The following is an 18,805-nucleotide window of genomic DNA, read 5'->3' as shown; positions in this document are numbered from 1 at the left end:
GTTCTTGTCCGGTCAGTTCGGCTCACTGACGCGCCGCGAAAACCGCAACGGTCCGCGCGGGCACCGTGAAGGTTCCCGAACTCCTTTCGTATGCCGATTCCTTGACCGTACGGTCCGCTCCCCCGGCCTGGACCGGGTGCAGCGCGTACGGCTGTCCGGCGAGCCCGGCCACCCGCTGGCTCTGCGCCCGCGGGGTCGCGTTGAAGACCACCACGAGCTCGCCGAGCCGCATGGTGATCACTCCCGGTGTCTCGTCGGGCCCGGAGAGCGGGAAGGCCAGCGCGGACTGGACCGCCTCCGTGGAGGTGAGGCTGAAAGCCCGCTCCGTGGACCGGATCCGCTGGAGGTCCTGGTACGCGGCGGAGGCACCGGTGATCTCCGGGCAGCCCACGGTCAGCGCCGGCTTGCCCAGCAGGGACGCGGCGAACGGCCACTTGTCCTCGTTGTCGGCCGCGGGCGGCAGCCCCCGGCCGAAGCCGTTGCCGTCCCGGCAGTCCCAGTGGATCGCGTTGAACCAGTCGCCGCTGTCGTACGAGTTGCGGTCGAGGGACTTGGAGCGCAGCAGGTCCGACCCGGCCTGGGAGAGCGCCGGGCCCTGGGAGAGCGTGGCGGTCGCCATCGCGAGGACCTGCATCCTGGCCCGGTCCGCGGCCGTCACCGAGGGCGGCAGCTTGAAGGCGAGCGTGTCGTAGAGGGTCTCGTTGTCGTGGGCGTCGGCGTAGGCGAGGGCGTCGCCGGGGACGTCGGCGTAGCCGGCCGGTGCGCCGTTGTAGTCGATCTCCGAGCCGCGAGCCGTACGGCCGGAGGTGTCGGTGAAGGAGTATCCGGCGAGGTTGCCGGTCAGACCCACCTTGATCAGGTCCTGGTAGTGCAGCAGCCGGGCCTTCTGCTCGGCCGGGGTGCCGTTGGCCGGTGAGGAGTTGGGGTCGGTGTAGAGGCCGGAGGCGAAGCCCTGGACCCCCGGGTCCTCGTCGAAGGGGCTGCCGCCGCGCACGGCGTCGCGGGCCCGGTCCGAGAAGGTCGCGATGCCGGTGCCGGCCATGTGCTTCTGGGTGGCCTGGACGAAGCGGGCGTCGTCGGCGATCTCGCCGAAGTTCCACCCCTCGCCGTAGAGGACGATCTCCTTGCCGTTGACGCCGTCCTTGGCCACGGTCAGCGCGTCCAGCGCCTTCCGTACGGCGAGGATGTTGGCCTTCGGGTGGTGGCCCATCAGGTCGAAGCGGAAGCCGTCGACCTTGTACTCGCGCGCCCAGGTGACGACCGAGTCGACGACGAGCTTGCCCATCATGGCGTTCTCGGGCGCGGTGTTGGCGCAGCAGGTGGAGGTGGCGACGGTGCCGTCCTCCAGCAGCCGCTGGTAGTAGCCGGGCACGATCCGGTCGAGGACGGACTTGTCGTCCTGGCCGCTCGCCACGGTGTGGTTGTAGACGACGTCCATGACCGTGCGCAGCCCGGTGCCGTTGAGCGACCCCACCATCTGGCGGAACTCGACCGTACGGCGCGTCCCTTCCGGGTCGGAGGCGTACGAACCCTCGGGCACGGTGTAGTGCAGCGGGTCGTAGCCCCAGTTGTACGCGTCCTTCGCGGCGCTCTTCGCGACGCAGGCCTGCTGCTCCGGCGAGTCGGGCGCATACACCTTCAGGTCACAGGCGGGCGTCTCCTGTTCGGACGCGCGCTCCGGGATGGTCCCGATGTCGAAGGCCGGGAGGAGATGGACGTACGACGTGCCGGACGCGGCGAGCGCGCGCAGCTGCTTCATCCCGTCGGAGCCGGTGTCCGTGAAGGCCGCGTAGCGGCCCGGGTGGCCGGACGTGGGGTCCGCGATCGAGAAGTCGCGGATGTGCAGCTCCTGGATCTGCGCGTCGCGCAGCGGGACAGCCGCGGGCTTCTTGAGCGCGGACCATCCCGCGGGCGCCAGCTTCGGATCGGCGAGGTCGACGACCAGACTGCGGGCCGAGCCGGTGGTGAGCGCGGTCGAGTACGGGTCGGTGACCTTGTTGGTGACGACCTTCTGGACGCTCGGCGCCCAGACCTTGACGGCGTAGCGGTACGGCTTGCCCGCCCAGCTCTTCGGGCCGCTGACCGACCAGACACCCGAGGCGGGGTCGCGCTTCATGGCGACGGTACGGCCGTCGAGTTCGAGGTCGACCCGCTGGGCGGTCGGTGCCCACAGGGAGAGCGTCGGGCGGCCGTGTGCGAACACCGGGCCGAGGTCGGCCTCGACCGCCCGCGCGCTGTACAGATCGTCGAGGACGCCCGGCGTCTGTACACCGGTCGCCGCGAGCAGCGCGCCGTTCGCGGCCCGCTGGGTGGCGATCAGCTGGCCGGACAGCGACTCGCGGACCCTGTCCCGGTCCCGTACGTCCACGGTGAAGGCCGGGTAGTCCTTCAGATGGGGGTACGCGGCCTTCTGCGCGTCGGTCAGGGCCGAGGGGTTCAGCCGGAGCCACCGGCCCTCGTCGGACAGCGCGCCGTCCTTGACCGTGATGCCGCCGTCACGGGCGTACACCAGCTGCTGGCTGGTCGCGGCGGTCGCCTTCACCTTCCAGACGACGGTGTCCGCGTCGAGCCACTGGGCCTCGGCCTTCGCCAGGTCCAGGACCGGTCCGGAACCGGTCTGCGGCAGCAGGTACGTGGGCTGCCCGGCCAGCAGCCACACCTCGTTGCCGTAGGTCGCGAGGTCCAGCGACCGGTCGGTCGGGAGGTCCTTCTCGTCGCCCTTGTGCAGGATGTAGCTGAGCGAGGTGGCGCCTTCGGCGAGCGGCACCTCGAAGGTCACCCCGTAGGCGTCCTCCTTCACCGGCGGCAGCGGCTTCGCCCAGTCGGTCGGCTCCTTGGCGCCGGTCCAGGTGTGCAGGCCCCAGCCGTCGTAGTCGCCGTCGGCCCGCTGGTAGTGGAGGACGGCCTTGGTGGTGTCCTGCGGCGGGTACGCGCCGTCGGGTGCCTGGTCGGTCTGTCCGTCCCGGCCCTCCTCGATCCAGACCTCTCCGGTCTTCGCGAGGTCGACGGTCCGCTCGGGACCGTCGGTGGCGCCGTCCTTCGCGACGGTGTACGGGACGGCCGACGCGCCGTCGGGGACCTTGACCCAGGCGAAGGCGCCGTAGGCGTCCCGCCCGGTGAAGGGCGCGGTCAGCTCGCCGGAGCGCAGCTGCCAGCCGTCGTAGTCGCCGGCCGGGCGCTTGTAGTGGACGACCGCGTAGTCACGCTCGACGGCCGACGGCTTCTCGGGCGGCGGGACCTGGCCCGTGGTGCTCGATGCGAGGGCGCTCGCGGTGCGTCCCGCGCTGTCCACGACGACCGCCTTGTACCGCAGGGCGGTTCCGGCGGACAGCTTCTCGTCGAGGTACTGGGTGACCTTGTACGGGGCGTGGTCCGCGGTGCCGAGGGTCCGCCACGGGCCGTTGCCGGTCTGGGCGGCGAAGACGACCCGGTTCAGCTGACCGCCGGTGACCTGCGCGGAGAGCTCTACGGTGCCGGTGGCGCCGGCCGCCGGGGCCTTCAGCACGATCGAGGGCTTGGCGGCGGGCGGGGCCAGGGGCTTGGCCGCCTTCAGCACCAGCGAGGACAGTGCGGGCACGGTCACCTTGACGGTCCCGTCGGCGCTCGCGCGGACCGTACCCGAACCGCCGTACAGCGTACGGAAGTCGGTGCCTGCGGCCGATCCCGCCGGGATCTCCACGGTCTTCTCGCCGGTGGCGTTGTTCACGGCGACGACGTACTCGGAGCGCGTCTTCGCGTCCGTACGGGAGAAGGCGTAGACGGAATCCTTCGCGTACCGCTCGGTCTGGACGCCGTCACGCAGCGCCGGATGCTCCTTGGTGAGCGTGGAGAGCGCGGCGATCGACCGGTACAGCGGATGCGACGGGTCGTACGCGTCGGAGGCGTGCGTGCGGTCCGTGCCCAGCTGGTCGTCGTCGAGATAGTCGGCCGTCCGGGAGGCGAAGAGGGTCTGGCGGGCGTCCTTGTCGCCGCCCGCGCCCGTGAAGCCCTGCTCGTCGCCGTAGTAGACGACCGGGTTGCCGCGGGACAGGAACATCAGCTCGTTGGCGAGGCGGGCCCGCCCGACCAGCTCGGCGTCACCGGCGTCCGGGTTGTCCTGCCGGACGAAGGTGCCGATGCGGCCCATGTCGTGGTTGCCGAGGAAGGTCACCTGCTCATAGGCGTTGGCCCGGTCGGTGGTGTAGCGGTAGTCGTCGCCGAAGACCGCCCCGAGCCGTCCGGCGGACGCGCCCTGCGAGGCGTACGCGCGCGCCGCGTCCTGGAACGGGAAGTCGAGCGTCGCGTCGAGCCGGCCGCGGGTCACATACGGCGAGGTGACCTCCGTGTCCGCCGAGAAGACCTCGCCGAACATGAAGAAGTCGTCCCGGCCGCGCTTCGCCGCGTACGCGTCGAGCGCGGTCGCCCACTGGGTCCAGAAGTCCAGGTCGACGTGTTTGACGGTGTCGATGCGGAAGCCGTCGATGTCGAAGTCGCGGACCCACTTCTCGTAGATCTTCTCCATCCCGTCGACCACCTCGGGACGCTCGGTCCACAGGTCGTCGAGGCCGGAGAAGTCGCCGTACTCGCTGCTCTCGCCGGCGAAGGTGGAGTCACCCCGGTTGTGGTACATCGTGGGGTCGTTGAGCCAGGACGGGACCTTCTTCTCACCGCTCCGCGGCGCCGGCGTGTACGGGAAGGAGTCGAGGCCGGCCTTGGCGGTCCGGTCGCGGACGTCGAACGGACGGCCGTCCTGGTCGAGATACGGATAGGCGCCCTGGGGCCGGTAGCCGTAGGTCTTCTCCGCGTAGTCGACGGTGTCGGCGGTGTGGTTGGTGATGACGTCGAAGAAGACCTTCATGCCCTTGCCATGGGCCTTGTCGATCAGCGTCTCCAGGTCGGCGTTGCTGCCGAAGTGCGGGTCGACCTGGGTGAAGTCGGTGATCCAGTAGCCGTGGTAGCCGGCCGAGGCGTCCTTCCCCTCCCCCTGCACCGGCTTGTTCTTGAAGATCGGCGCGAGCCAGATCGCGGTGGTGCCGAGGCCCTTGATGTAGTCGAGCTTGCCGGTCAGGCCCTTGAGGTCGCCGCCCTGGTAGAAGCCCTTGTCGGCGGGGTCGTATCCGGTCTCCAGGCGCGAACCGGTCAGCCCGCCGCGGTCGTTGGCTTGGTCGCCGTTGGCGAAGCGGTCGGGCAGGACGAAGTAGAACTGCTCACGGGTCAGGTCGTGGCGTGCCGGTTCGGCGGCGAGCCTGGCGTCCGACGGCGGGGCGGGCGGCTTGGCCGCGGCGGCCGGCAGGGCGGGCACCAGCGCCGCGCACAGGGCGGCGGCGAGGACGCCGGTCGCCGTTCTTCGCAAGGGCGGGCGTATCACGCGGGTCTCCTCGGAGGCAGGGGAAGGGGGCCGCCCGGCGACGGGTCAGGACGTCGCCGGGCGGCCGGAATTCGGGGGGGGTGGAATTCGGGGGTGGAATTCGGGGGGTGGTGTCAGCAGGAACGGGCGCCCGTGTGCAGGGCCACCGCCGTGTTCGCGCCGAGCGTCGCCGTGAACTGTCCCGAGCCGTTCACGGTCACGGTCCTGGCGTTCTGCACATCGCAGTAGGTGCCGCCGGCCAGTGAGGTCTGGAAGGTACGGGTCAGCGCGGAGCCCTCGTGGTTGATGGCCACATAGCCCTTGGAGCCGCGGCCGAAGGCGATCTGGTCGCCGCCGTTGTCCCACCAGTTGGTGACGGCCTCACCGCGGGTGGTGTTGCGGAAGCCGACCATGGACGAGATCTCGCGCCAGGCGTGCTGGCACTTCCAACCGTCGCTGTAGCAGGCGTTGACCGTGCCGCCGTTGGGCGGTCCGGCGTCCCGGTCGGTGTACTCGTAGCCCGAGTGCACATCCGGCGATCCGTACGGCCAGGCCAGCATGAACACATTGGCGAGCGTGTAGTTCGCGCCGTCCTTGTAGCTGAGGGTGTCGCCGCCGCGCTCGGTGTCGTGGTTGTCGACGAAGACGGCGGACTTGCCGGACTGCATGTAGCCCCAGCCCTCGCCGTAGTTGTTGAGATAGGCGAGGTTCTCGTTGTTGAAGACCCGCTTGAGGTCCCGGGCGTAGCGGAATTCCTGGACGTCTCCGGTGCCGAGGTACTCGGTGGGCGAGACGGCCTCGCCCGCGCCGAAGATGACCTCCTGCTTCCAGTACGCGCCGGGGTTGGTGAGCCGGCTCTTGATGTTGGCGAGGTCGGTGGCCGGCATGTGCTTGGCGCCGTCGATCCGGAAGCCGTCGACCCCGAGCGAGAGCAGGTCGTTCAGATACGTGGCGATGCGGCCGCGTACGTACTCCTCGCCCGTGTCCAGGTCGGCGAGACCGACCAGTTCGCAGTTCTGCACGTTGCCGCGGTCGCCGTAGTTGCTGATCTGCGACCGGCAGTCGTCCATGTCGGCGCCGGAGTAGATGCCCGGGTAGTTGTACTTGGTGTACGAGGAGCCGCCCGTACCGGTGCCGTCACCGGCCGACATGTGGTTGATGACGCTGTCGGCGACGACCTTGACGCCCGCGGCGTGGCAGGTGTTCACCATGCTGGAGAAAGCGGCGCGGTCCCCGAGACGGCCGGCGATCTTGTAGCTGACGGGCTGGTACGAGGTCCACCACTGGCCGCCCTGGATGTGCTCCTGGGGCGGCGAGACCTGTACGTAGCCGTAGCCGGCCGGGCCGAGGGTGTCCGTGCACGCCTTGGCTATGGAGGCGAATTTCCACTCGAACAGTACGGCGGTGACGTCCTTGCTGCCGGGCGGGGCCGCCTGGGCGGTCCCGGCGGGGACCACGAGGGCGGTGGCGCCGGCCACAAGGGCGAGCGCGACGGCCAGGGATCTGCGAGCCATGGTTCCTCCTGCACTGGTGGGGGGAGGTGCGGGTGACGATGGTGCGGCCTCGCGTGGCGTGTTCTGCCCTCAAGGCCCCTTGCGGGTGGTGCTGTTGGTGCTGGTGGTGCCTTTTGTTTCTCTGGTACTGCGGAAATGGTCGGTGGGGTGGGACGTGTGCGCGCGGGACGCGGGCCGGCGGGACGCGGGCGAGCCCGCGGTGGAGCCGCGTACGACCAGCTCGGGCTGGAAGACGTACTCGGTGCGCTGGACGGGACTGCCCGCGATCTCCTCCAGCAGCGCGCCGACGGCCGCCGCGGCCATCGCGCGTACCGGCTGGCGGACCGTGGTGAGCGGAGGGTCGGTGAAGGCGATCAGCTGCGAGTCGTCGTACCCGACGACCGACAGGTCGCGCGGCACGTCGAGTCCGCGCTCCCTGGCCGCCCGTACCACGCCGAGCGCCATCAGATCGCTGCCGCAGACGATGCCGGTGCAGCCGCGGCCGAGCAGGGTGCCCGCCGCGACCTGCCCGCCCTCGACGCTGAACAGCGTGGAGCACACCAGTTCTTCGGCCTCGCTCCACGCCAGCCCCAGCAGCCCGACGGCCGCGTCGAGGAAGCCCTCGCGCTTGCGCCGGGAGGGCACATAACGCTGCGGCCCGATCGCCAGCCCGATCCGCCGGTGTCCCAGCTCGGCGAGATGGCTGACGGCCATCCGTACCGCCGCGTGGTCGTCGGCCGAGACGAAGGGCGCGCTGACCCGCTCGTTGTAGCCGTTGATCAGGACGTACGGCACCCCGCGCGCGGCGAGCGCGGCGTAGCGCGCCGGGTCCGCCGAGGTGTCGGCGTGCAGTCCGGACAGGAAGACGATGCCGCCGACGCCCCGCTCGACGAGCTGCTCGACCAGCTCGTCCTCGGTGGCGCCGCCCGGCAGCTGGGTGCAGAGCACCGGGGTGTAGCCGTGCCCGGCCAGGACCTGTTCGACGGCCTGGGCGAAGGCCGGGAAGACCGGGTTGGTGAGCTCGGGCGTCACCAGCCCGATCAGTCCCTCGGTGCGCTGCCTCGGCCGGCCAGGGCGTTCCTGGCCGAGGGTGTCGAGCGCCGCGAGCACCCGCTGACGCGTGGTGTCCGCGACGCCCGGCCTGCCGTTCAGGACGCGGCTGACGGTCGCTTCGCTGACCGACGCCTGGCCGGCGATGTCCGAGAGCCTCGGTCCGCCGCCGCCCTGCGGCAGGAGGACGGTCACACCGTCCACCACGCCGTGGTGTCCGCGGGCAGCTCGGCGCCGGCGCCGTCGGCCGTCACCGGACCGCTCGCCAGCAGCAGGGTGCCGGGCACCGCGACCCGTACCGCCGTGTCCGTCGTATTGACCGTGCAGACGAATCCGGGGCGGGCGAGGATCAGCACACCCTCCGGCGCGTCCAGCCACTCGACCTCGGTGCCCGCGCCCAGGCCCGGGTGCTCCCGGCGGGCCGCCAGCGCCGACCGGTACAGCTCCAGGGTGGAGTGCGGGTCGCCGGTCTGCGCCTCGACGCTGAGTCCGGACCAGCTCTCCGGCTGCGGAAGCCAGCTGGATCCGCTGCCGAAGCCGTACGAACTGCCCTCGCGCGTCCAGGGGATGGGCACCCGGCACCCGTCACGGAAGCCGTCCTGGCCGTCCGCCCGGAAGTACGACGGGTCCTGCCTGGCCTCGTCGGGCAGATCGGTGACGTCGGGCAGCCCGAGTTCCTCGCCCTGGTAGAGGTACGCGGAGCCCGGCAGGGCCAGCATCAGCAGGGTCGCCGCGCGGGCCCGGCGCAGTCCGAGCTCCCGGTCGCCGGGCTCCCGGGTCTGGGTGCCGGCTCCGGGCGGTCCCGCGAACCGGGTGGCGTGCCGGGTCACGTCGTGGTTGGAGAGCACCCAGGTGGCGGGGGCGCCGACGGGACGCATCGCGGCGAGCGAGACCTCGATGACCTCGCGCAGCGCGGGGCCGTCCCACGAGGTGCTCAGATACTGGAAGTTGAAGGCCTGGTGCAGCTCGTCGGGGCGTACGTAGTTCGCGGTGCGCTCGACGGTCGGGGTCCAGGCCTCGGCGACGGCGATCCGGTCGCCGGGGTACTCGTCGAGGATGGTGCGCCAGCTGCGGTAGATCTCGTGCACGCCGTCCTGGTCGAAGAACGGCATGACACCGTTGCCGAGGAGCCTGAGCTGTCCTGCGTCGCCGATGTCGGGCAGTCCCGGGGCCTTGACCAGTCCGTGGGCCACGTCGACCCGGAAGCCGTCGACGCCCATGTCCAGCCAGAAGCGCAGGATCGAGCGGAACTCGTCGGCGACGGCCGGGTGGTCCCAGTTGAAGTCGGGCTGTTCGGGGGCGAAGAGGTGCAGATACCAGTCGCCGGGGGTGCCGTCCGGGTCGCAGGTCCTGGTCCAGGCGGGGCCGCCGAAGATGGACTCCCAGTCATTGGGCGGGAGTTCGCCGTCGGCTCCCTTGCCGGGGCGGAAGTGGTAGCGCTCGCGCAGCGCGGACCCGGGCCCCTCCCGCAGCGCGCGCTTGAACCATTCGTGCTCCTCGGAGGAGTGGTTGGGCACGAGGTCGACGATGACGCGCAGGTCCAGCTCGTGCGCGTCGCGGATCAGCGCGTCGGCGTCCAGCAGGGTGCCGAACATCGGGTCGATGGCCCGGTAGTCGGCGACGTCGTACCCCGCGTCGGCCTGGGGGGAGGCGTAGAAGGGGCTGAGCCAGACGGCGTCGACACCGAGCTCTCTGAGGTACGGAAGCCGGCGGCGTACCCCGTCGAGATCGCCCATTCCGTCGCCGTTCCCGTCGGCGAAGCTGCGTGGATAGACCTGGTAGATCACCGCGTCCTGCCACCAGCCCGAGCGGTGGCCCGGGGCGTCGTCGGACGTGCCGGTGAGGGGGGCAGCGAGGTGCTGGGTCATGTCGTCCCTGGAGTGTCTGGGGGCGGGAGCGGCGCCGGGCGTGCTGAGCCCTGCGCCGCCGTCGAAAGAACGCGGTGGTACGAGGTACGGGTAAGGCCGGTCAGCCCTTGACGGCGCCGGCGGACATGCCGGTGACGAGGTGGCGCTGGGCGAAGAGGAAGACGAGCGCGGCGGGGATGGCGATGAGCACGGACGCGGCGGTCATCGGTCCCCACTGGGCGCCGTACTGGTTGACGAACTTCTGCAGGCCGCCGGCGAGGGTGAGGTTCTCGTCGCCGACCATGAAGGCGGAGGCGTAGGCCACTTCGCCCCAGGCGGTGATGAAGGAGTAGAACGCGGTCACCGCGAGCCCCGGCTTGGCGAGCGGCAGGATCAGCCGGAAGAAGGTGCCGAACGGGGTCAGGCCGTCCACCATGCCGGATTCGTCGATCTCCCGGGGGATGGTGTCGAAGAAGCCCTTCATCATCCAGGCGCAGAACGGCACGGCGATGGTGAGGTAGGTGATCACCAGGCCGGCCGAATTGTTGAGCAGTCCCAGGCTCGCCATGATGTTGTAGATCGGCACGATGAGGACGGCGACCGGGAACATCTGGGTGATGAGCAGGGTCCACATCAGACCGCGCTTGCCGGGGAACCGGAAGCGGCTGACGGCGTAGCCGGTGGTGGCGGCCACGAAGACCCCGAGCACCGTGGTGAGGGCCGCGATGAGCAGCGAGTTGCCGAACCAGGTGAGGAACGGGGTGTCGCGCAGCAGGTTGGTGTAGTTGCTGAACGTCGTCTCTTTGAAGAAGTCCGTGGTGGTCGCGTAGCTCGGCGGCTTGAGCGAGGTCAGGAAGACCCACAGCACCGGGAAGACCGCTATCACGGACGCCACGACCAGGGTGGTGTGCAGCGCGACCGAGGCCAGCGGTGAACGGCGGCCGCGGCGCGGGGTGCCGGCCGCCGTGGGGGACGCGGGGCGGGGTTCGGCGAGGGTCACCACGTATCTCCCTGCTTACGGAGGACTCGCCGGTAGACCGCGGCGAAGAGCATCAGGAGGACCAGGATCAGCACGCCCCAGGTGGAGGACTGCGCGAAGTCGCGCGGGCTGATCTCGAAGGAGAACTTGTACGCCTGGGTGACCAGGATCTGGGTGGCCTCGCCGGGTCCGCCGCGGGTCAGCAGGAAGATCACCGGGAACATGTTGAACGTCCAGATGGTGGAGAGCAGGATCACCGTCGTACTGACCGCGCGCAGCCCCGGCATCGTGATGTGGCAGAAGCGCTGCCAGGCGTTGGCGCCGTCCATCTCGGCCGCCTCGTACATCTCCCCGGGGATGGACTGGAGTCCGCCGAGCAGCGCGACCATCATGAACGGCACCCCGAGCCAGACGTTCACGGCGATGACCGAGAACTTGGCCCAGGTGGGGTCGTTGAGCCAGGGCACGGCGTCGATTCCGCCGCCGGCCAGGATCTTGTTGAGGAAGCCGCGGTCCTCGTTGTAGAGGAAGCGCCAGGCGAAGACGGAGACGAAGCCCGGTACGGCCCAGGGCAGGATCAGCAGCATCCGGTAGAAGGAGCGGCCGGCGATCCGGCGGTTGAGGATGTTCGCCAGGGCAAGGCCCAGGGCGAAGGTGACGCTGACGCAGGAGACCGTCCACACCAGCGTCCAGCCGAGGGTGGACAGGAACTGACCACCTGTCAGCGCGTCGGCGTAGTTGTCGAGCCCGACGAACTCGTACGTGGCGGGCAGGTGGTTGACGCCGATATTGCGCTCGACATTGCGCTCATTGGCGTCGGTGAGCGACAGATAGACGCCGCGGACCAGCGGATACCCGATGATCACGCCGATCACGGCCACCACGGGGGCGACCATGGTCCAGGCGTACCAGTGGGTCGACATGCCCCGCCGGAGCCTGCCGGGTGGGTTGCCAGAGCCGCGGCTGCGGCCGCGGGCGAGGTCGTCGCCCGCGGCCTTCGCCACCGACTGGCTGGTGTGGACAGCCATCAGCCGGCCTGCCTTCCTGTTACTTCCAGCCCTTGAGCAGCTTGCGGTACGAGTCGCCGGTGGACTGGGCGCCCTTCTCCGGCGTGGTCTGGCCGGTGAGGACCTTGGTGTACTCGGTCACCAGCGGCGCGAACAGGCTGCCGGTCTCCGGGATCCAGGGACGCTCGACGGCCTTGTCGACCACGGGCTTGAAGAAGCCGACGATCTCGTTGTCCGCGACGCCCGGCTGGGAGTAGACGGACGTACGGGTCGGGAGCAGGTTCAGGTCCTTCGCGACCTGGGCCTGGCTCTCCGCGGAGGTCATGTACTCGGTGAACGCGTAGGAGGCGTCGAGGTTCTTGGAGCCCGCGTAGACGGCGAGGTTGTGGCCGCCCTGCGGCGCGCCCTGGCCCGCGGAGCCGGCCGGTACGGGGGCGATGCCCAGGTTGGCCTTGTCCTTGAACTGCGGGCCGCCGTAGGTGTCGGCGACCGCCCACGGACCGTTGATGATCATCGCGACCTTGCCGTCCTTGAACGACGACTGCATGTTCTCCCAGCCGTCGGTGGCGTCGGTCTTGGCGGCGCCCGAGTCGACGAGGTCCTTGACGACGGTCAGGGCCTTGACGCCCGCGGCGTTGTCGACGGTGACGGTCTTGCTGCCGGCGTCGACGAGGTTGCCGCCCTCGCCGTACAGGAACGACAGGAACCAGTAGGCGTCGTCACCGCGCAGATACAGGCCGGTCTTCCCGGTCTTGTCCTTGATCGTCTTCGATACGGTCTTCAGCTCGTCGACGGTCGTGGGGACCTCGACGCCGGCGTCCTTGAAGATCTTCTTGTTGTAGAAGATGCCCATGGAGTCGATGACCTGCGGCGCGGCGTAGGTCTTGCCGTTGTACTTGGTGGACGCGGCGGCCTGGGCCAGGAAGTCCTTGTCGTTCTTGAGCGCCGGGGTGCCGTCCAGCGGCGCGAGGTAGCCGAGATCGGCGAACTCGGGGGTCCAGGCGACCTCGGAGCGGATCACGTCGGGGGCGCCGGAGCCGGACTGCGCGGCGTTCTTGAACTTGTTCTGGGCGTCGCCGAAGGGCACGTTCACATACTTGACGTCGACCTTCGGGTGCTTCTTCTCGAAGCCCTCGGCGAGCTTCTTGAAGACCTTGTCCTCGCTGCCGACGGTCGAGGTGTCCCACCAGGTGACCGTTCCCGAGAGCTCGCCGCCCGAGCTCTTGCCGCTGCCTGACTCATCGTCACTGCCGCAGGCGGTCGCCGCGAGCGCCAAGGTCGCGGCCAGGGCGGTGGCCGTTATGCCACGTCGCATCCGAACTCCTTCAACTGCCGTACCGCTCCGTCGCGGCGCCGGGTCGGACGTGAACGTAACAGCGATGAAAGAAGGCCGAAAGACCTTGCGGAATTTTTCTGCAAGGGCCGCTGATCGTTACCGGCATGTGTCCTGTCGGTTGCACGCCACACTCTTGACGGGGAGCCACACCACCTGTCAGGGGCGGTCCGTGCTGGTCGGCGGGTTCCTGAGAAGCCGTCATGACGCCTGCGGGAACGTTTCGCAAGATCTTGCAAGAACTTGCTGCCGTGGCCGGATTCCGTGCCCGGTGGGCAATCCGACAGACGCCCGGTACAGTCCACTCACATGACCGCACGGCTTGCCGACATCGCATCCCAGGCGGGGGTCAGCGAAGCGACGGTCAGCCGCGTTCTGAACGGCAAGCCCGGGGTTGCCGCGGCCACCCGCGAATCCGTACTCGCCGCGCTCGACGTCCTCGGATACGAACGTCCCGTACGGCTGCGCCGCCGCAGCGCGGGGCTGGTCGGCCTGATCACCCCGGAGCTGGAGAACCCCATCTTCCCGGCCCTGGCGCAGGTCATCGGCCAGGCGCTGACCCGGCAGGGCTACACGCCGGTGCTGGCGACCCAGACCCCCGGCGGATCCACCGAGGACGAGCTGACGGAGATGCTCGTCGAGCGGGACGTCTCCGGCATCATCTTCGTCTCCGGGCTGCACGCCGACACCTCCGCCGATATGCGGCGGTACGACAAGCTGCGCACCCAGGGCGTGCCCTTCGTGCTGGTGGACGGTTTCTCACCGAAGGTGCAGGCGCCCTTCATCTCGCCCGACGACCGGGCCGCCATGCGGCTCGCCGTGACCCATCTCGTCTCGCTGGGCCATCAGCGGATCGGGCTCGCCGTCGGCCCCAGGCGCTTCGTGCCGGTGCTCCGTAAGATCGAGGGCTTCAGCGCCACCGTCCAGGAGCTGCTGGGGCTGACCTCCGAGGAGACGGACCAGCTGATCCAGCAGTCGCTGTTCACCCTGGAGGGTGGCCAGGCCGCCGCCTCCGCGCTGATAGAACGCGGCTGTACGGCGGTGGTGTGCGCGAGCGACATGATGGCGCTCGGCGCGATCAGGGCGGCGCGGCGACTCGGTCTGGAGGTGCCCAGGGACCTGTCGGTCGTCGGTTTCGACGACTCCCCGCTCATAGCGTTCACCGATCCCCCGCTGACGACGATCCGCAAGCCGGTGCCCTCGATGGGGCAGGCGGCGGTCCGTACGCTCCTTGAGGAAATCGGCGGCACGCCTGCGCCGCACAGCGAATTCGTCTTCATGCCCGAGCTGGTCGTTCGCGGTTCAACCGCTTCGGCTCCGGCCCCCGGCCCGCTCCCGGCAACAGGGTCACGCGCTCGTCCCTGAGGCGTAGCGAATGCGCCGGGAACCCGACCGGGGGATGATCGGTCGGTGGGTGCGAATCTGGCAGACTCTCTCACTATGGGTGACTCGACCGTGAAGACAGAGGAAGGCCGGACGGCTACCCCATCACCCATCGGCGCGAGCGTCGTGGCGACGTCCGGGGCGGCGTCCGGGGCGGCCGACGACCGTACGCGGCTGCGGCGGCTGCGGGCACCCCGCCGGCCGCGCATCTGGTTCGAGATCCTGCTGATCGCGGTGAGTTACTGGACGTACTCCCTCATCCGCAACGCGGTGCCGGAGCAGCGCGCCAAGGCCCTGCGGAACGCCGACTGGATCTGGCAGGCGGAACAGACCCTCGGCATCGCGGTCGAACAGTCCGTCAATCACGCCATGAATTCGGTGACGTGGCTGATCGTGGCCATGAACTACTACTACGCGACGCTGCACTTCATCATCACGATCGCCGTGCTGATCTGGCTCTTCCGCCGCCATCCGGGCCGCTACGCCGCTGCCCGCCTGGCGCTCTTCGCCACCACGGTCGTCGCGCTGCTCGGTTACTACCTGTATCCGCTGGCTCCCCCGCGCCTGATGAAGGGGCAGCACTTCATCGACACGGTCGCGCTCCACGAGACCTGGGGCTCGATGGCGTCCGGCAACCTCAAGAACATGTCGAACCAGTACGCCGCGATGCCGTCGATGCACATCGGCTGGTCGCTGTGGTGCGGTCTGACCGTCTTCGCGCTCGCCTCGGCGCCCTGGGCGAAGATCCTCGGCCTGCTCTATCCGGCGCTCACCCTGCTCGTGATCGTCTCCACCGCCAACCACTTCTGGCTGGACGCGGTGGGCGGGATGCTCTGTCTCGCGTTCGGCTTCGCCCTCTCGTACGCCTGGTACGGCGCGCTGCCCTACCGGCTCCCCCGCCGGCCGGAGAACGACCGGCCCCGGTGGCGCGGCCGCCGGCGGCTGACGGCCGGGGACGCATCAGACCCGGGCGCGTCCGACCTGGGCGCGTCGGCTTCGGGCGCGTCGGACCTGGGCGCGTCCGCTCCGGGCGCGTCGACGGCCGCCACTCACACCGCGCCGTAGAACAGCTCCTCCACCACCGCGCGTGCCCTGCGGGTGGTGCGCCGGTAGTCGTCGATCATGTTGCCGCTGTATCCGCTGTGCGGCTGCCGCTGCTCCGGTCCCGGCCCGTACCCGAGGTAGCGGCCCATCGCGCCCAGTTCCCGGCCGTCCGAAGGGAACGTGTCGCCGGGCCTGCCACGGACCAGCATCACGCCGTTGCGGACCCGGGTCGCCAGGACCCATGCCTCGTCCAGGATCTGCGCGTCCTCCGCCGAGAGCAGGCCCGCCGCCTGGGCGGCCGCGAGGGCCTCGCGGGTGCGCGTGGTGCGCAGGCCCGGTTCCGCCCAGCCGTGCCGCATCTGCAGCAGCTGGACCGTCCACTCGACATCGGAGAGGCCGCCCCGGCCCAGCTTGGTGTGGAGCGTCGGGTCGGCGCCCCGCGGCAGCCGTTCCGTCTCCATCCGCGCCTTGAGCCGGCGGATCTCCCGTACCGCGTCCTCGCCGAGCCCCTCCGCCGGATACCGCAGCGGGTCGACCAGCTCGATGAAGCGGCGGCCGAGATCCGCGTCGCCGGCCATCGGCTCGGCGCGCAGCAGCGCCTGGCTCTCCCAGACCAGCGACCAGCGCCGGTAGTACGCCGCGTAGGAGGCGAGCGTGCGCACCATCGGGCCGCTCTTGCCCTCCGGCCGCAGATCCGCGTCGATCAGCAACGGAGGATCCGAGGTGGGGACTTGGAGCAGCCGTCGCATGTCGGCGACCACCGCGTTCGCGGCGCGCGCCGCCTCGTGCTCGCTGACGCCCTCGCGCGGCTCGTGCACGAAGAGCACATCCGCGTCGGAGCCGTAGCTCAGCTCATGACCGCCGAAGCGGCCCATGCCGATGACCGCGAACCGGGTGGGCAGGGTGTCGCCCCAGCCTTCCCGTACGACGGCACGCAGCGCGCCCGCGAGCGTCGCCGCGTTCAGATCGGTGACCGCGTTCCCGACCCGGTCGACCAGCGCCCCGTGGTCCTCCTCGGCCGGGCTGTCCTCCGTACCGTACGAGCCGATGATGTCCTCGGCCGCCGTACGGAACAGCTCGCGCCTGCGCACCCCGCGCGCCGAGGTGACCGCGCCCTCCGCGGTGTCCGCGCGCCCGACCGCCGCGAGCACCTCCTGCTCCAGCAGGTCACGGCCGCGCGGCAGCAGCCCGTTGGGATCCCCGAGGATCGACACCGCCTCGGGTGCGCGCAGCAGCAGATCGGGGGCGAGCCGGCCGGCCGACAGCACCCGCGCCAGATTCTCCGCCGCGGCCCCCTCGTCCCGCAGCAGCCGCAGGTACCACGGCGTCTTGCCGAGCGCGTCCGACACCCTGCGGAAGCCGAGCAGCCCGGCGTCCGGATCGGCGGAGTCCGCGAACCAGCCCAGCAGCACCGGCAGCAGCGTCCGCTGGATCGCCGCCTTGCGGCTCACCCCGGACGCCAGCGCCTCCAGATGCCGCAGCGCGGCGGCCGGGTCGGCGTATCCGAGCGCTTCGAGGCGCTGCCCCGCCGCCCTCGGGCTGAGCCGGATCTCGCCGGGCGCCAGCTGGGCGACCGCGTCGAGCAGCGGCCGGTAGAAGAGCTTCTCGTGCAGCCGCCGCACCACGGAGGCATGCCGTCGCCACGCCCTGTTCAGCTCGGGGACCGGGTCGTTGCGCAGCCCGAGCGAGCGCCCGAGGCGGCGCAGATCGGCCTCGTCCTCCGGCACCAGATGCGTCCGGCGCAGCCGGTAGAGCTGGATACGGTGCTCCATGGCGCGCAGGAAGCGGTATGCCTCGTCGAGCTGCCTGGCGTCCGCCCGCCCCACATAGCCGCCCGCCGCCAGCGCGGCGAGCGCTTCGAGCGTCGAACCGCTGCGCAGGGTGACATTGTTGCGGCCGTGGACCAACTGGAGCAGCTGTACGGCGAATTCGACGTCCCGCAGCCCGCCGGGACCGAGCTTGAGCTCGCGCTCCGCCTGTCCCGCGGGGAGGTTGTCGACGACCCGGCGGCGCATGTTCTGTACGTCGGGTACGAAGTGGTCGCGCTCGGCGGCCTGCCACACCAGCGGTGACACGGCGTCGATGTACTCCGCGCCGAGCGCCGGGTCACCGGCCACCACCCGGGCCTTGAGCAGCGCCTGGAACTCCCAGGTCTTGGCCCAGCGCTGGTAGTACGCGAGATGGCTGCTCAACGTCCGTACGAGCGGTCCGTTGCGTCCTTCGGGCCGCAGGTTCGCGTCGACGGGCCAGATCGTCCCCTCCATGTTGGACTCGGAGCAGATCCGCATCAGATGGGACGCGAGACGGGTCGCCGCCTGAAGGGCCTTGCCCTCGTCGGGGCCCTCGTCCGTCCCGTTCGCCGCTTCCCCGACAAAGATCACGTCCACGTCGGAGACGTAGTTCAGCTCATGGCCGCCGCACTTGCCCATCGCGATGACCGCGAGCCGGCACGCCGCGGCGTCCTCGGGCGCGGCGGCCTTGGCGATGGCGAGGGCGGCGCGCAGGGTCGCGGTCGCGAGGTCGGCGAGTTCGGCGGCGGTCTGGGCGACATCGGTCGTACCGCAGACGTCCCTGGCCGCTATGGCCAGCAGACAGCGGCGGTAGCCGATGCGCAGCGAGACGGGGTCGTTGGCGTCGGCGAGGCCGTGCTCGAACTCCTCGACGCCGGGGTGCAGATCGGCCGACTCGTAGGTGACCAGGACATGCCAGTCGGCGGGGTGCCTGGCCAGATGGTCACCGAGCGCCTCGGACGCGCCGAGCACGCCGAGCAGCCGGTCCCGCAGCGGCTTCGCGGTGACCAGGGTGTCCAGCAGCACCCGCCGCTCGTCGGGGTGCGCCGCCTCGGCGAGCCGGACGAGGCCGCGCAGGGCGAGATCGGGATCGGCGGTCGCGCCGAGCGCGTCGAGCAGCAGCGGATCGGACCGTATGGGCGACATCTCGGGGGCGTCGAGCAGCCGCTCGGCGGCGGACGGATCGGTGAAGCCGTGCCGCAGCAGGCGGGTGAACGTACTGCTCCTGCGTCCCGGCAGCGTCATCGTGGCGTCTCCTGTCCGCGTACCCGTCCGATCCAGCTCAGGAATCGAGCCTAGGCCCTGTCTGACACATCCCGCCTGGCTCGCGGGGCCTGGCACGCACACTCGCCGCGTTGTCGGAGTCATCCACGTACGTCCAGTACGAGGATGATCCTCCGCCTTGCGATTGCACGCACCAGACCCCGCGAGCCCCGCCCTCCGGGCGGACGGCGCTATGTGTCAGACAGAACCTAGCCGCAGGTCGCGGCGGAGGGCGGTCCGCGTAGGACCTACGCCCTGTCCGGTCGGCGCGGACCGATGAGTCCTGGCCG

General features: G+C 70.4%; 9 protein-coding genes and 1 pseudogene. 2 read left to right on the top strand and 8 right to left on the bottom strand.

The window, feature by feature from the left end; all coding sequences use genetic code 11:
* Nucleotides 1–22: 22 nt before the first annotated feature.
* From pulA to ACFVWW_RS25890, 7 genes and pseudogenes are all read right to left on the bottom strand, one after another.
* The gene (pulA, locus tag ACFVWW_RS25920) at nucleotides 23–5,347 is read right to left on the bottom strand and encodes a pullulanase-type alpha-1,6-glucosidase (protein WP_386877891.1); all 5,325 of its coding nucleotides are present in this window, start codon (nucleotides 5,345–5,347) and stop codon (nucleotides 23–25) included.
* A 116-nt stretch (nucleotides 5,348–5,463) separates the two neighbouring features.
* A pseudogene (locus ACFVWW_RS25915) lies at nucleotides 5,464–6,840 on the bottom strand (alpha-amylase family protein); the annotation flags it as partial.
* A 69-nt stretch (nucleotides 6,841–6,909) separates the two neighbouring features.
* Nucleotides 6,910–8,076, bottom strand: coding sequence for a LacI family DNA-binding transcriptional regulator (locus ACFVWW_RS25910; protein WP_384336608.1), 1,167 nt, complete (start codon nucleotides 8,074–8,076; stop codon nucleotides 6,910–6,912).
* The gene (locus ACFVWW_RS25905) at nucleotides 8,061–9,737 is read right to left on the bottom strand and encodes a glycoside hydrolase family 13 protein (RefSeq protein WP_384336606.1); all 1,677 of its coding nucleotides are present in this window, start codon (nucleotides 9,735–9,737) and stop codon (nucleotides 8,061–8,063) included. The genes ACFVWW_RS25910 and ACFVWW_RS25905 overlap by 16 nt, the downstream gene beginning before the upstream one ends.
* Before the next feature lie 100 nt (nucleotides 9,738–9,837).
* A complete protein-coding gene (locus ACFVWW_RS25900) occupies nucleotides 9,838–10,716 on the bottom strand; it encodes a sugar ABC transporter permease (RefSeq protein WP_384336604.1) in 879 nt (292 codons plus the stop codon).
* Nucleotides 10,713–11,723 carry a carbohydrate ABC transporter permease gene (locus tag ACFVWW_RS25895; RefSeq protein ID WP_384188617.1) on the bottom strand — a complete coding sequence of 337 codons (1,011 nt, stop codon included), beginning with the start codon at nucleotides 11,721–11,723 and terminating at the stop codon, nucleotides 10,713–10,715. Before ACFVWW_RS25895 ends, ACFVWW_RS25900 begins: the two co-directional genes overlap by 4 nt.
* A 19-nt stretch (nucleotides 11,724–11,742) precedes the next feature.
* Nucleotides 11,743–13,017 (bottom strand): extracellular solute-binding protein, encoded by a 1,275-nt coding sequence (locus ACFVWW_RS25890; protein WP_384188615.1) that lies wholly within the window; start codon nucleotides 13,015–13,017, stop codon nucleotides 11,743–11,745.
* Between the two features lie 327 nt (nucleotides 13,018–13,344).
* Here ACFVWW_RS25890 and ACFVWW_RS25885 point away from each other — a divergent pair, with 327 nt between their 5' ends.
* Nucleotides 13,345–14,400, top strand: a complete 1,056-nt coding sequence (locus ACFVWW_RS25885; protein ID WP_384188613.1) for a LacI family DNA-binding transcriptional regulator — start codon at nucleotides 13,345–13,347, stop codon at nucleotides 14,398–14,400.
* 75 nt (nucleotides 14,401–14,475) lie between these two features.
* Complete coding sequence (locus ACFVWW_RS25880; protein WP_384336602.1) at nucleotides 14,476–15,483, top strand: phosphatase PAP2 family protein; 1,008 nt, start codon at nucleotides 14,476–14,478, stop codon at nucleotides 15,481–15,483.
* On the opposite strand, the gene ACFVWW_RS25875 is transcribed toward ACFVWW_RS25880, so the two are convergent.
* On the bottom strand, nucleotides 15,468–18,497 hold the full coding sequence (locus tag ACFVWW_RS25875; RefSeq protein WP_384188609.1) for a bifunctional [glutamine synthetase] adenylyltransferase/[glutamine synthetase]-adenylyl-L-tyrosine phosphorylase: 3,030 nt from the start codon (nucleotides 18,495–18,497) through the stop codon (nucleotides 15,468–15,470). The two genes, ACFVWW_RS25880 and ACFVWW_RS25875, sit on opposite strands and share 16 nt — an antisense overlap.
* Nucleotides 18,498–18,805 lie beyond the last annotated feature (308 nt).

This window comes from Streptomyces sp. NPDC058198 (genome assembly GCF_042882605.1).
GTDB lineage: Bacteria > Actinomycetota > Actinomycetes > Streptomycetales > Streptomycetaceae > Streptomyces.
This window is presented reverse-complemented; position numbering and strand designations above follow the sequence as displayed.